The sequence below is a fragment of the Kitasatospora sp. NPDC058492 genome (genome assembly GCF_042720685.1).
Taxonomy (GTDB): domain Bacteria; phylum Actinomycetota; class Actinomycetes; order Streptomycetales; family Streptomycetaceae; genus Kitasatospora.
Map to the genome: position 1 here is coordinate 44,537 of NZ_JBHXMU010000026.1, position 13,595 is coordinate 58,131.

General features: G+C 72.7%; 12 protein-coding genes. 4 read left to right on the forward strand and 8 right to left on the reverse strand.

The features are described 5' to 3' along the window. Nucleotides 1–2: 2 nt before the first annotated feature. The gene (locus ACFWPI_RS18865; protein ID WP_063347991.1) at nucleotides 3–554 is read right to left on the reverse strand and encodes a peroxiredoxin; all 552 of its coding nucleotides are present in this window, start codon (nucleotides 552–554) and stop codon (nucleotides 3–5) included. A gap of 192 nt (nucleotides 555–746) precedes the next feature. Here ACFWPI_RS18865 and ACFWPI_RS18870 point away from each other — a divergent pair, with 192 nt between their 5' ends. Then, entirely contained in the window at nucleotides 747–1,697 is a 951-nt protein-coding gene (locus ACFWPI_RS18870; RefSeq protein ID WP_063347990.1) for a LysR substrate-binding domain-containing protein, read from the forward strand. Nucleotides 1,698–1,717: 20 nt separating this feature from the next. On the opposite strand, the gene ACFWPI_RS18875 is transcribed toward ACFWPI_RS18870, so the two are convergent. After that, nucleotides 1,718–2,341: a TetR family transcriptional regulator gene (locus ACFWPI_RS18875; protein ID WP_363372459.1), complete on the reverse strand. Its 624-nt coding sequence runs from the start codon at nucleotides 2,339–2,341 to the stop codon at nucleotides 1,718–1,720. 155 nt (nucleotides 2,342–2,496) lie between these two features. On the opposite strand from ACFWPI_RS18875, the gene ACFWPI_RS18880 reads away from it, so the two are divergent. Continuing rightward, nucleotides 2,497–4,683 (forward strand): MMPL family transporter, encoded by a 2,187-nt coding sequence (locus tag ACFWPI_RS18880; protein ID WP_380374731.1) that lies wholly within the window; start codon nucleotides 2,497–2,499, stop codon nucleotides 4,681–4,683. An 84-nt stretch (nucleotides 4,684–4,767) separates the two neighbouring features. On the opposite strand, the gene ACFWPI_RS18885 is transcribed toward ACFWPI_RS18880, so the two are convergent. From ACFWPI_RS18885 to ACFWPI_RS18895, 3 genes are all read right to left on the reverse strand, one after another. After that, nucleotides 4,768–6,645: a SpoIIE family protein phosphatase gene (locus tag ACFWPI_RS18885; RefSeq protein ID WP_380374730.1), complete on the reverse strand. Its 1,878-nt coding sequence runs from the start codon at nucleotides 6,643–6,645 to the stop codon at nucleotides 4,768–4,770. 80 nt (nucleotides 6,646–6,725) lie between these two features. Continuing rightward, nucleotides 6,726–7,490 carry a class I SAM-dependent methyltransferase gene (locus tag ACFWPI_RS18890; protein ID WP_079135650.1) on the reverse strand — a complete coding sequence of 255 codons (765 nt, stop codon included), beginning with the start codon at nucleotides 7,488–7,490 and terminating at the stop codon, nucleotides 6,726–6,728. 471 nt (nucleotides 7,491–7,961) lie between these two features. Beyond that, the gene (locus ACFWPI_RS18895) at nucleotides 7,962–10,937 is read right to left on the reverse strand and encodes a BTAD domain-containing putative transcriptional regulator (protein WP_079135649.1); all 2,976 of its coding nucleotides are present in this window, start codon (nucleotides 10,935–10,937) and stop codon (nucleotides 7,962–7,964) included. 215 nt (nucleotides 10,938–11,152) lie between these two features. Here ACFWPI_RS18895 and ACFWPI_RS18900 point away from each other — a divergent pair, with 215 nt between their 5' ends. Further along, nucleotides 11,153–11,437, forward strand: a complete 285-nt coding sequence (locus ACFWPI_RS18900) for a hypothetical protein (RefSeq protein ID WP_380342079.1) — start codon at nucleotides 11,153–11,155, stop codon at nucleotides 11,435–11,437. A gap of 246 nt (nucleotides 11,438–11,683) precedes the next feature. Here ACFWPI_RS18900 and ACFWPI_RS18905 read toward each other — a convergent pair whose 3' ends face one another. After that, nucleotides 11,684–11,902 (reverse strand): hypothetical protein, encoded by a 219-nt coding sequence (locus ACFWPI_RS18905; protein WP_063347984.1) that lies wholly within the window; start codon nucleotides 11,900–11,902, stop codon nucleotides 11,684–11,686. A 197-nt stretch (nucleotides 11,903–12,099) separates the two neighbouring features. On the opposite strand from ACFWPI_RS18905, the gene ACFWPI_RS18910 reads away from it, so the two are divergent. Beyond that, the gene (locus ACFWPI_RS18910; protein ID WP_063347983.1) at nucleotides 12,100–12,858 is read left to right on the forward strand and encodes a GntR family transcriptional regulator; all 759 of its coding nucleotides are present in this window, start codon (nucleotides 12,100–12,102) and stop codon (nucleotides 12,856–12,858) included. Between the two features lie 57 nt (nucleotides 12,859–12,915). Here the strand turns inward: ACFWPI_RS18910 and ACFWPI_RS18915 are convergent, their stop codons facing one another. Beyond that, a complete protein-coding gene (locus ACFWPI_RS18915; protein ID WP_380374727.1) occupies nucleotides 12,916–13,176 on the reverse strand; it encodes a Txe/YoeB family addiction module toxin in 261 nt (86 codons plus the stop codon). Continuing rightward, nucleotides 13,173–13,445, reverse strand: coding sequence for a type II toxin-antitoxin system Phd/YefM family antitoxin (locus ACFWPI_RS18920; RefSeq protein WP_063351171.1), 273 nt, complete (start codon nucleotides 13,443–13,445; stop codon nucleotides 13,173–13,175). Before ACFWPI_RS18920 ends, ACFWPI_RS18915 begins: the two co-directional genes overlap by 4 nt. Nucleotides 13,446–13,595: the final 150 nt, after the last annotated feature.

Consider the following 13,595-nt stretch of genomic DNA (forward strand, 5'->3'; position numbering starts at 1 on the left):
GGTCAGCCCGCCAGCAGGGCCTGGGCGTCGAGGGTGTCCTCGCCCTTGGTCCAGTTGCACGGGCACAGCTCGTCGGTCTGCAGGGCGTCCAGCACCCGCAGGACCTCCTTGGGGTTACGGCCGACGGAGCCGGCGGTCACCATGACGAACTGGATCTCGTTGTTCGGGTCGACGATGAACACCGCGCGCTGGGCGGTGCCGTCGGCGCCCTCGACGCCGCAGGCGCGCATCAGGTCGTGCTTGACGTCGGCCAGCATCGGGAAGGGCAGGTCGCGCAGGTCCTTGTGGTCCTTGCGCCAGGCGTGGTGCACGAACTCGGAGTCGCCGGAGACGCCGAGGATCTGGGCGTCGCGGTCCGCGAACTCGTCGTTCAGCTTGCCGAACGCGGCGATCTCGGTCGGGCAGACGAAGGTGAAGTCCATCGGCCAGAAGAAGACGATCTTCCACTTGCCCTCGTAGGACTTGTGGTTGATCTCGGCGAAGGCGTTCGCGGCGTCCAGGTCGACGCAGGCGTTGAGTTCGAACTCGGGGAACTTGTCACCGATCGTGAGCACGTTCGCTTCTCCTGAAGTGAGACTGAGGGGAGTTTTGTCCGGATTCCGGACACGTCCTACGGTTCCACATCGTGGACTGATCAGGGAAATAGCTACACTTGATGTGTCTGATCGGAGATGGCTATCAGTACCGAACCGCCCACGTCGCGGCCCCGCCCCCGCAGGGGTGTCGCCGCCAAACCCGAGGCCGCTGTGGCGAGCGCCACAGTCCGCAGCCCCCGGGCGCCGACCGTCGCCCAGCTCAAGGCCTTCCTCGCGGTCGCCGAGCACCGGCACTTCCGGGAGGCCGCCGCCGCCACCGGGACCAGCCAGCCGGCGCTGTCCGGGGCGGTCGCGGCACTGGAGGAGTCGCTGGGCGCGCAGCTGGTCGAGCGTACGACGCGCAGGGTGATTATCACCCCCCTGGGTGAGCGCGTGCGCGAGCACGCACGCCGGGTGCTCGCCTCGCTGCAAGCCCTCACCGAGGAGGTCGAGGCCGCCCGCCGCCCGTTCACCGGGCCGCTGCACCTCGGCGTCATCCCGACCGTCGCGCCCTACCTGCTGCCCACCGTGCTGCGGCTGGTCCGCGACCGCTTCCCGGAGCTGGAACTGCACGTCCACGAGGAGCGCACCCCCGCGCTGCTGGAGGGGCTGGCCGCCGGTCGGCTGGACGTCCTGCTGCTCGCGCTCCCGGCCGGCGGCACCTCGCCGACCCGCGACATCCCGCTGTTCGACGAGGACTTCGTCCTGGTCACCCCGCCCGACCACCCGCTCGCCGGGCGGATCGACGTCCCGCGCGACGTGCTGCTCGACCTGGACGTGCTGCTGCTGGAGGAGGGCCACTGCCTGCGCGACCAGGCCCTCGACATCTGCCGTGAGGTCGGCGCCGATCCCGGGGGCTCCACCACCCGCGCGGCCGGCCTGTCCACCCTGGTCCAGCTGGTCGCCGGCGGCCTCGGGGTGACGCTGCTGCCCGCCACCGCGCTGGACGTCGAGGCCGGCCGCACCGACCGGCTGGCCGCCGTCCGCTTCGCCGCCCCGACCCCCGGCCGCCGGATCGGGCTGGCCACCCGCCCGGGCTCGGCCCGCAGCGCCGAGTACGAGCGCTTCGCGGCCGCGCTGCGCGAGGTGCTGGCCGAACTCCCGGTCCGGATCGCCTCCTAGCGGCCTGCGGCCTTACGCGGTTACGGCTTCGCCGGGGCGCCGAGGCAGAGTCCGACCGTGGTGGCCACCAGCAGGTCCAGGGCCCGCAGGGTGCCGTGGTCGGGCTGCTCGCCGGGCGCGCGCAGGGCCAGGTAGCGGTCGGTGAGGCCGTCGAAGCCGGTGAGGAAGTGGACGGCGATCTCCTCGGCGGGCGCGGCCAGTTCGAGGCCGTGCGCCTCGGCGAGGGTGGTGAGCATCTCCGCCGCGGTGCGCTCGATCCCGTGCTGGAGCGCCCGCATGATCTCCTGGAGGTCCGGGTCGCGCATCGCCAGCGCCGCGAACTCGCTCAGCAGCAGGCAGCGCCCGTCCGTGCCGGTCGAGCTCTCCCAGAGCGCGTGGACCAGTGTGGCGACCTGCTCGCCGAAGGAGCCGTCGCCCGGGTAGGCGGCGCGGACGTGGCCGATGAACTCGGCGGTCAGCTGCTCGACGACGGCCCGGTAGAGGTCCTTCTTGGTGCCGAAGGTGTAGTGCACCGTCGCCTGCGCCACGCCCAGCTCGGCCGCGATCGCCCGGGTGCTGCCGGCGGCGACCCCCTCCCGGGTCATCAGGTCGAGGGCGGCCTGGACCAGTTGCGGTCGGCGTTCGGAGGCGGGGACATGAGCCATCCAGCCAGGGTATCGCCATGGTCGGACAACTGCGTCGAGAGATTCTGTCGCTCGATACTGTCGACCAACTTTGTCGCCTGACAAGGTTACGCGTACGGTGGACCGCGACCTGTTCAGGCACCTGCCTGTCCGACGATCTGACCGAGGGGTCACCCATGGCCACGTACCTCTACCGACTGGGCCGCTACTGCTTCCGGAGACGGCGGGCGGTGCTGGCGGTCTGGATCGCCGTGCTGATCGCGGTCGGCGGGGCCGCGGGTGCCTTCGCCGGCAAGACCAGCGACGAGTTCAAGGTGCCGGGCACCGAGGCGCAGACCACCCTGGACCGGATCAAGGACACCTTCCCGGAGCAGGGCCACGGCTCCGCCCAGGTCGTCTTCGCGGCCCCCGCGCCCGGCGGCGCCACCACGCCCGAGGCGGGCAGGGCGGTCAGCGAGACGGTCGCCCGGATCGCCGCCGTCCCCGGCGTGGCTGCCGTGCCCGACCCGTACGCCACCCACGCCGTCTCACCGGACGGCCGGGTCGCGATCGCCCTGGTCTCCTTCGACCACAAGCTCGCCGACGTCACCGACCAGCAGCGCGAGGCCGTCAAGGCCGCCGCCGAACCGGCCCGCGCGGCCGGGTTGGACGTCGCCTTCGGCGGCGACGCGTACAACCGGATGGCGCAGGTCGACGGCGGCGAGGCGATCGGTCTGGCCATCGCCGGGGTGGTCCTGGTGATCACCCTCGGCTCGTTGGTCGCCGCCGGGCTGCCGCTGCTGACCGCCCTGGTCGGGGTCGGCGTGGCGATGGCCGCGATCATGGCGCTGTCCGGCTCGTTCGAGATCATCACCACCGCGCCGGTGCTGGCCCTGATGGTCGGTCTCGCCGTCGGCATCGACTACGCGCTGTTCATCCTCTCCCGGCACCGCCGCCACCTGGACGAGGGCCTGGAGCCGGACGAGGCCGCCGCCCGCGCCACCGCCACCGCCGGCAGCGCCGTCGTCTTCGCCGGCCTCACCGTCGTCGTGGCGCTCGCTGGGCTCGCCGTCGCCGGCGTCCCCTTCCTGACCGTGATGGGCCTGGCCGCCTCCGGCGCCGTCGTGGTGGCCGTCCTGGTCGCGATCACGCTGCTGCCCGCGCTGCTCGGCTTCGCCGGCCGGGCCATCGACCGGCTGCCGGTCTGGAAGCGGGCGCTGCGCACCGGCGGCCGCACCACCCTGGGCGAGCGTTGGGGCCGCTTCGTGGTCCGCCGCCCGCTGGCCGTGCTGCTCGTCGGACTGGCCGGACTGGGCCTGCTCGCGGTGCCCGCCGCCAGCCTCCAGCTCGGCCTGCCGGGCGGCGGTTCGCAGGCCGCCGGCACCGATGCGCGCAAGGCCTACGACCTGGTCGGCGAGAGCTTCGGGCCGGGCTTCAACGCGCCGCTGGTGGTCGTCGTGGACGCCGGGGGCGCGCCGCAGCCGGAGCAGGCGGTGCAGGGGGTGGCGGCCAGGCTGCAGACCCTTCCGGGCGTGCGGACACTGCTGCCCCCGGCCGTCGACCAGGCCGGGCGCACCGCCCTGCTCACCGTCATCCCGCAGACCGGACCGGACGACGCCGGCACCAGGACACTGGTCAACGAGATCCGCGACCAGCGCGCGCCGCTCAAGACCTCGACCGGCGCGGACATCGCCGTCACCGGCACCACCGCCGCCAACATCGACGTCTCCACCAAGCTCGGCCAGGCACTGCCGCCGTTCCTCGCGGTGATCGTCGGCATCGCGGTGGTGCTGCTGGCGCTGGCGTTCCGCTCGGTGCTCGTCCCGCTCAAGGCGGTGGCCGGCTTCCTGCTCAGCATCACCGCCTCGCTCGGCGCGGTGGTCGCGGTCTACCAGTGGGGCTGGCTGGACGGCCTGATCGACGTGCCGAAGGTCGGGCCGGTGGTGAGCTTCGTGCCGATCCTGCTGATCGGCGTGCTGTTCGGGCTGGCGATGGACTACGAGCTGTTCCTGGTCTCCGGGATGAAGGAGCAGTACGTCCACGGGAAGGCGCCGCGGGACGCCGTGGTGGCCGGGGTGCGCGGCGGCGCCCGGGTGGTCACGGCGGCGGCGCTGATCATGGTGTCGGTGTTCGGCTCGTTCGTCTTCGGCCACGACCCGATCGTGCAGCCGATCGGCTTCGCCCTCGCGGTGGGCGTGCTGGTGGACGCCTTCGTGGTGCGGATGGCGCTGGTGCCGGCCGCGATGGCGCTGTTCGGCAAGGCCGCCTGGTGGTTCCCGAAGCGGCTGGAGAAGGTCGTGCCGCGGGTCGACATGGAGGGCGAGCAGCTGATCGCTCGGCTGGAGCCGGCGGAGCAGCCGGCGAAGGAGCCCGCCGGGGTCTGAACCGCTCCCGGGCGCCCGGCGGGCCGCTCCCGTCGGGCGCCCGCGCGCCGCGGCAGTCGCAGCTCGACGGGCGCCCGCGGCCGGTTACGGCAGCCGCGGCTCGACGGGCGGCTGGGGCAGCCGCTGCTCGAACCAGACGACCTTGCCGGTGCCCAGCCGGGTGGCGCCCCAGCGGTCCGCGCACCGGGCCACTATCTGCAGGCCGCGGCCGCGTTCGTCCTCCGGCCCGGTACGGCGCGGCCGCGGCAGCAGCGGGCTGTCGTCACCGACCTCGCAGCGCAGCCGGGTGGTGCGCACCAGGCTCAGGGTGACCGGGCGGGTCGCGTGCTGGACGGCGTTGGTCACCAGCTCGCTGATCATCAGCTCGGTCGCCTCGCTGAGCTCGCCGAGCCCCCAGCGGCGCAGCGTGTGGGCGGCCAGCCGGCGGGCCCGGCCGGGCGTCTCGTTGCGCGGCTGGAGGTACCAGTGCGCGACGTCCCCGGCCGGGATGCCGTCGAAGCACGCGCCCAGCAGGGCGATGTCGTCGCCGCGGTCGCCGGGCGGCAGGATCCGCAGCGCCTCCTGGCACAACTGCTCGGGGGACTGCCAGCGGGCGGCAGCGATCCGGGCGCGGAGCACCTCCAGGCCGTCGCTGATCGGGCGGCTGCGGGTCTCCACCAGGCCGTCGGTGAACAGCAGCAGGGCCGAGCCGGGCGGGGCGGGCAGCTCGACCGAGTTGAAGTCCACCCCGCCGACCCCGATCGGGGCTCCGGAGTCCAGCTCCACCAACTCGGCGGTGCCGTCCGGCCGGACCAGGACGGGCGGGACGTGCCCGGCGTTGGCCAGCACCACCCGGTTGGCGATCGGGTCGTACACCGCGTACACGCAGGTCGCCAGGTGCTGTTCGCGGCCGAGCCGTTGGGCCTGCTCGTCCAGGTGGTAGAGCACCTCGTGCGGGGGCAGGTCGAGGGCGGCCAGGGTCTGGGCGCTGGTGCGCAGTTGGCCCATGATGGCGGCCGAGGTGAGCGAGTGGCCCATCACGTCGCCGACGATCAGGGCGACCCGGTTGCCGGGCAGCGGCACGGCGTCGTACCAGTCGCCGCCGACCTGCGCGCCGCGCTCGCCCGGCAGGTAGCGCTGGGCGAGGCGGACGCCGTGCGGCTGCGGCAGGCGCAACGGCAGCATGCTGCGCTGGAGTTCGTTGGCTATCTCCCACTCGCGGGCGTACCGCAGGGCGGTGTCCACCGCCAGCCCCGCCTGGGTGGCGAGGTGTGCGGCGGTCGCGGTGTCGGCGGCGTCGAAGGCGGGCCGGCCGGTGCGTTCAGGAGGGCGGCGGATCAGCACCAGCAGGCCGAGCACGGCCTTGCGGCCGCGCAGCGGCAGGGCCAGCACCGACGTGCCCGCGGCCAGCCGGGCCAGCCCGCGGGTGCCGTACAGCTCGCGCAGCAGTGCCTCGGTGCGTTCGGCGCCGGGCGAGCCGAGCACCGCGGACTCGGCGGGGCGGCGGCTCAGCAGGGCGTGCGCGAGCGCCCCGCCGCGGGTCACCGGGGTGGCGGGGCCGGTGTCGGCGGTGGAGCGGGAGCCGTACCGGGAGCGGTGCCGGTCGTCTGCTCCGCTGGGCCGGCCGCGCCGTCCGATCCGGGTGCCGGTGCTGTGGTGGATCCGCAGCTCGTCCGGGAAGCCGGGCTCGCGCTCGACGTTGGGCAGCGGATCGCGCAGGTGGACCACGGCGGCGTCGGCCAGCGTGGGGACGAGCACCCGGCCGATGTTGCGCAGTGTCGCGGACAGGTCGAGCGCGCTGTTGATCCGCCGGGTGGCCAGGTCGAGGTAGCCGAGCCGGCCGGCCACGTCCTCGCGCTCCGGGCGCGCGGTCGGTTGGTGTGCCGGTGCCGGCACCGGTGCTGAAGCTGGTGCCAGGGGCAGGCCGCGCTGGCCCGGGACGGCAGGCGGCTGTCCGCCCTCGGTCTTGAGCTGGTCGCGCACGGCTGCCTGTCCTGGATTCGGTGTGGTCTCTGTGGTGGTCTGCGGTGTCCTGCTGGCGGGCCCTGCTGCCGTCCGGTGGGTCAGCCGACGCGTCGACAGCACAGGAACAGCTGTTCCTCCGGCGGCAGCGTGGTGCTGGCCGGCGCGTACGGATGCCCCGAGCACTCCTCGACGGTGAAGCCCGCCGTGACGAGAACCCGCTCCAGATCCTCCCTCAGGTACCCACTGATCCGCAGCTCTCTGCCAAGGAACGGAAGCGGAACGTGATCCAGATCCGCCTCGACCATACCGAGCGCCAGCAGTCCGCCCGGCCGGAGGAGTTCGCGCAGCCGTGCGAGCACGGTCGGGATCTCGTCCTGCGGTAGCAGGATCAGCGAGAAGAACGCGGTGACGGCGGCGAACCCGTCCTTGCCCAGCGGTCCCAGTCCGGGGGCGTTCCAGACCTGCCCGGCGCGCTCGGTGGCCAGATCGAACAGGTCGATCCGATGGAACTCCGGCGGGTGTTCGCCCGGGAACCGGGCCTGCCGGGCCAGCGAGAGCATCACGTCCGAGAGGTCTATCCCGGTCACCCGCAGCCCGCCCGCGACCAGCTGCCGGACCGTCGGGTCCCCGGTGCCGCAGCCCACGTCCAGCACCCGCGCGCCGGGTTCGAGCTCGGCCAGCAGCTGCCGTCCGCAGGCCAGCTGCCCGTCCTTGGCCGGGAACGCCTCGCCGTACCCGGCACCGATGGTGTCGAAGGCGACGGCTTGCAGGGCACGCGCCGCCCGGCGCCGCCGCACGTCGGGCCCGTCGTCTCCCGCGTCCTCGTCGACGGGGAACGAGTCGGATATCTGTCCGGTCGTCACGATTGAGAGGCACCCTTCCACCCGTGGCCTCCGGCCGGCTGCACGCGGCCGCACGGGAGCGGGATGCCGTCCGCCCCGGCGCCCGTCCTGCCTCGCCGGCCCACACGTTGCCGGCAGACACTCGTGTGTGTACTGGCATCTGAGAATATGCGTGATCTCTGCGCCATGGGGTCCCTTTCCAGCCAACTCGTCATGCTTGGGCCGGTGTGGACGGGGTTGCGGAAGCACGACGGTGCGGGCGGGGGTGGTGCGCGCGGGCTCCGCGCGCCGCATGGCGCGCCGTGGTGGAACGGCTGACCTGCGGTTTCGCCGGGCCGAGGGCCGGCCGTCGGGCGTTTATCGAACGTCAATCGCCGGAGTGCAGAGTGGAGTCCAGCGCCGGGGAAGCGTTGAGGGCGCTCCCGCAGCCGGGGGGCTGCGGGGGCGCCGACGCGCACAACGGGGGTAGGGGCTCTGCCGGGGGGCGGAGACCTACGGCGCTGGGGAAGATGGGGGAGGCTCGGTGTGCTGTTGGGAGATGAGGTCCGCCACGGGGGAGGCCTCCGGCACACCGAGCCGCGTGAAGATCGCGTGCGCCTCGCGCAGGCAGGCGAGCGCGCGGGCGGGCTGCGCCAGCGCCAGTAGCGCCTCGCCGAGGGTGGCGTTCGCGAGGCCCTGGCAGTAGGCGGCGTCCAGTTCCTGGGCGATCACGAGCGACTCGCCGGCCGCCTCGGCCGCCTCGGCGTGCTGTCCGGCGGCGAGCAGGGCGGAGGCCAGGCGGGCGAGGGTGTAGCCCTCCCAGAGCGGATTCTGCTGGGCCTGGAACAGCTGGTGGGCCTCTCTCAGGTAGCCCACCGCCGCCCTCGGCTCGTCGGTGGAGGCGAGCACCACACCGGTCTGGTACAGGGTGTCGGCGAGGCAGGGGCCGTTGCTCGACGTCCGGGCCGTCGCCACCGCCTCGATGACCGAGCGGACAGCGGTCTCGGTGTCTCCCAGCTTGAGCTGTGCCCGCGCCATGTTGCCGAGCAGCCGGGCTTCGTTGATCGGAACGCGGACCACCCGGCTGATGCCCAGGGCCTGCTCGAAGAGCGGGATGGCCTCGGCGGGGCGGTTCGTCAGGCTGAGGATGATCCCCAGGTCGTTGCTCGCCGCCGACCGCAGGATCGTCATGTCGTCGGAGCGCTGAAGGCTCAGGCTCTTGCGGAGCGACTGTTCGGCGCCCTGGAAGTCATTGGTGATCGACTGCAGCGTGCCGAAGGCGAAGTGCACCCGGGCCAGGGCGGCAGCGTCTCCGTAGGCGGCGGCGTTGCGCTCGGCGGTCACCAGGAACCGGCGCATCCGCGAGCCGTGCGTGGGATCCGTGACCAGGCTGTTCAGGACGATCAGCAGGTCGACGGCCGGGCGCAGCACGAAGTCCGGTCCTCGCACGGCGGCCTCGACGGCGCTGAGCAGGAAGGTGATCTCCGTCCGCAGCCACTGCCGGGCGTCCTGGCTCGTCGGCAGGTCCAGGCCTGACGAGCCCAAGGGGTTGAGCGGTTCCGGGAGCTGGTCGTCGGGCTCGATCACCTGGGCCGCGTTGCGGACGGTCGGGATCAGCAGGTCGAGCAGGCGCAGCACCGCCCGCTCCTGCTCCGTGGTGTCGCCGATCCGCTCGTTCTGCCGCTGGGCGTAGAGCCGGAGCAGGTCGTGGTAGCGGTAGCGGCCGGGGGTGAAGCACTCCAGCATGTTCGCCTCGACCAGCGCTTCGGCGAGGTCCTCGGCGGTGTACTCGTTCGCGCCGAGCAGCGCCGCGGCGGCGGGCAGCGGGATGTCAGGGGAGTCGATCAGGGCGAGCAGCCGAAAGGCGCGGGCCTCGTCCGCCGAGAGCTGGCCGTAGCCGAGTCCGATGGTGGTTTCCACGGCGAGGTTGCCGAGCTGGAGTTCGTCCAGTCGCCGCCGCTGGTCGGCTAACCGTCTGGCCAGGTCGGAGACGCTCCAACGCGGACGGCTGGCCAGCCGGGCGGCGGCGATGCGGACGGCGAGCGGCAGGAACCCGCAGGCGGTGACCACCTGCATGGCCGCCTCCGGTTCGGCGGCGACCCGCTGCTCGCCGACGATGGCCGAGAACAGCGCCAGCGCTTCGTTCGGGGTCAGCTCCTCGACGTCGAACAACTGCGCACCCGGGATGCCGGCCAGCCGGGAGCGGCTGGTGGCGAGCACGGCGCAGCCGGAGACGCCGGGGATCAGCGGCCGGATCTGCTCGGCGTCGCGCGCGTTGTCGAGCAGGATGAGCATCCGCCGGCTGGCGAGCAGCGACCGGTAGAGGGCGGCGCGCTGTTCGAGGGAGTCGGGGCTGTCGGTGACGCCGAGCGCGTGCAGGAAGTCGCCCAGGACGGCCACCGGGTCGGCCGGCGAGGTGCCGGCGCCGCGCAGGTCGACGTACAGCTGCCCGTCCGGGAACTCGCCGCGGACGCGGTGGGCGACGTGGACGGCGAGGGTGGTCTTCCCGACCCCGCCGATGCCGGCCAGTGAAGTCACCACCACGGCCTGGCCGGTGGCGTTCATCAGGACCGTCGAGAGGTCGCTCACCAGGTCGGTGCGGCCACTGAAGTCCGATACGTCGGCCGGGAGTTGGGCGGGCGCCGGGGGGGCGGCCGGACCGTCCTCGCGGCTCACCGGGGCCGGTACGGCCGGGAGGGCGAGCGTCGGGTCCGCCGCCAGGATGCGGGCGTGCATCGCGGACAGGCCGGCACCGGGTTCGACCCCGAGCTCCTCGATCAGCAGCTTGCGGGTGTCGGTGTAGACGCCGAGCGCCTCGGCCTGGCGCCCGCAGCGGTACAGCGCCAGCATCAGCAGCTCGCTCAGGCGCTCGCGCAGCGGGTGTTCGGCCGTCAGGCTGTTCAGCTCGCCGACGATCTCGGCGTGCAGGCCGATGTCGAGGGCGACGGCGCACAGCTCCTCGGCGGCGGCCACCTGTCGTTCGGCGAGCCGCAGCCGCTGGGTGTCGGCGTAGGGGCCGGGGATGCCGGTGAGCGGCCGGCCGCTGAACAGGTCCAGCGCCCGTGCCAGCAGCCGGTGCGCCTCGTGCTTGTCGCCCGCGGCCCGGGCGGCCGCGGCCTCGGCGGAGAGCCGCTCGAAGACCGTCAGGTCGAGGGCCTCGCCCGGGATGCGCAGCGCGTAGCCGTCGGCGACCGAGATCAGCAGCTCGGAGGGCCGGCGCACCTCCCGCCGGGGCTCGATGACGGAGCGCAGGCGGGAGACGTAGGTGCGCAGCGCCGCCACCGCCTGGGCCGGGTGTCGCTCGCCCCAGAGCGCGTCGACCAGGTCCTGTGTGGTGACCGGGCGTCCGGAATGCAGCAGAAGGGTGGTCAGAACCGCCTGTTGCTGGGGGGATCCGAGGGAAAGGGGCTTGCCGTCGAGCCAGGCCTGGACCGGACCGAGGACTTGGAAGCGCAGCGCAGAGGTCTGCGGCGTCTCCCGAAACTCCATGAAAGTCCCCCGATGGCCTGTGGTGTCGATTCCGTGAAAGGGCGCTCGGCGGTCCGCCGTGGTGCTTCAGCTTAGGCGGACGCCCGACTCTGCCGGACGGCAGCGCAAGCCGCACGGTGTTTATCGGACATTTAATCAACCCTACGATACTGTCCGCACGCCCGTGCCACGGAGGTCGGGCGAGACACATTTGATGACCGAAAGGCGGCCGCCCAATGGCCAACGACCAGAGCGAGACCCCGGTGGCGTCGGCGCCCGAGAACGCGGCGACGACGGATGCCCCGGCCGTCGCTGTGGAGGCGGGCAAGGCTGTCGAGGGCGCGGTGGCCGCGTCCTCGAACACGACCGAGTACACCGCGCCGTCCGACGCGCAGAAGGCGGCGATCGAGAACGACCTGTTCGGGGACGAGGCCGCGCACGTGGTGGAGCCCGTCGCGCCGGCCACGGGCGGGCCGGGCAAGCGGTACGAGCCGGAAGGCATGATCTCCGGCCACCCGTAAGCCGGTCCGGCCGTAGGCCCCGTGCCCCTCGTGTCCCGGTCCGGGCACGGGGGCGCTGTGGGTTTTGGGCGTGCCCCATTCGGCACCGGTGCCCGCCCGGTGGCCGAATCCAGCCCGTGGTGCACTCATGGTGACCGGCGATATCCGTAACGTGCCCGACGGTGGGTGCGGGGCGTTCCGGAATTCCGGATTCACTCGGGGGGATTGCGGGTGGGAATGCTGCTGTTTGCGTGCTTTTTGCCGCAATTAGCGCGGAAGATCGTATTCGGCTGAATCGCGGGGCCCGGGAACGGGCGAGACCCGTCCGGGTTCGGCGGTCCATTCGAGGCCGCCGCCCTCGGGGCGCAGGTAGTGCTCCCCGCCGATGGTGTCCATGTAGATGCCGGTGCGTCCGGTCCTCCGGTCGAGGACGAGTTCACCCACGTGCGGCCGGTAGGCCGCGGAGTCGCGCTGACGGGTGCTCACCGCACTGCTCCTCGCTGTTCTGGTGCGGGTGCGGCGCCGGGTGGGGGCCGCGCCCTGGTCGCTGTCCGTGTGTGTGGTGCTCGGCGACTACCCAGCATCTCTAGAGAAGCTAATATCTCTAGAGATGTCAACAGTCGTAGCCGCTTACCGTCCGCCGCGGTCGCGCCTACGATTTGTCCGAGGGAGAGGGAGCGGCGATGACCGGCAGCAGTGGCGACAAACAGCCCAAGTACCAACGGATCGCCGACACGCTGAAGGCGGCCATCGACGACGGCCGGTACCGCGCGGGTGACCGGCTGCCGGGCGAGAACGACCTCATGGACGAGTACGGCGTGGCCCGGATGACCGCCCGCCAGGCGCTCGGCGTGCTGCAGAGCGAGGGCATCGCCGAGGCGCGCCGGGGAGCCGGGGTCTTCGTCCGGGACTTCCGGCCGCTGCGCCGGCGCGGGATCCAGCGGCTGGCGCAGGGGCAGTGGGGCTCGGGCCGGTCGATATGGTCGGCGGACATCGACAACCGCCTGCTGGTGGTCGACCAGGTGTCCGTCACCGAACGGGGCGCGCCGGAGCACGTCGCCCGGGTGCTGGGAGTGGATCCGGGCGCGTCGATGTGCGTACGGCACCGCCGCTTCGTGCTGGACGGCAAGCCGGTGCTGCTGTCGACCTCCTATCTGCCGGCCGGCCTGGTCGCCGGCACGGCCATCACCCGCGAGGACACCGGCCCGGGCGGCACCTACGCCCGGCTGGCCGAGATCGGCGCGAAGCCCGTCCACTTCCGCGAGGAGGTCCGCTCCCGGATGCCCGGCGCGGAGGAGGCGGCCCGCCTGGAGCTGTCGGCGGGCACCCCGGTCATCCTGATCTGCCGCACCGCCTTCGCCGACGAGGGCCAGGTCGTCGAGCTCAACGAGATGATCCTCGACGCCGCCTCCTACGTCCTGGAGTACGACTTCGACGCGTGAGCACGCGCAACGCGGCCGCCCCGGTCGCGACGAACGCGGCCGGGGCGGGGTGCGTCGCTAGTGGTAGTGGTAGCGGGCCTTGAGGATCATCACTTCCTTCTCGTCGGCCCGGTACACCAGGCGGTGCTCGTCGTCCATCCGGCGTGACCAGTAGCCGGCCAGGTCGCCCTTCAGCGGCTCGGGCTTGCCGATCCCGCTGAAGGGGTCGCGCTGGATCTCGCCGACCAGGCGGGTGATCCGCTGGGCCATCTTCCGGTTCGATCCGAGCCAGAACAGGAAGTCCTCCCAGGCGTCCGGGTCGAAGTGGACACTCCTCACACCTCACCCGCCAGGGCTTCCAACTCCTCCAGGGTCCTGGTGACGCCGGGGTGGCCGGCCTTGTCGCGGGCGACGGCCGCCATGAGCCGCTGGGCGTTGGCGGGAGAGCGCAGGAGATAGATCGTCTCCTGCCACGCGTCGTAGTCCTCGGCCGACATGAGGACCGCGTCCCCGCTTCTGGAGGTGATCCTTATCGGGGCGTGGTCGTCATTGACCTTCTTGATCAACGGGAAGAGCTGGGTGCGTGCCTCGCTCGCACTGATCGCCATCGCCATGCCCTCCATGTTCGTACCGGTTCTCGGTACCGCCATGGTACGAGTTCTGAGTACCACCTGCCAGTGTATTGCGTCCATGCAGAACCGCCCCGGTCGCGACGAACGCGGCCGGGGCGGTTGAGGAGGCGGGGGCGGCCGGGGAGG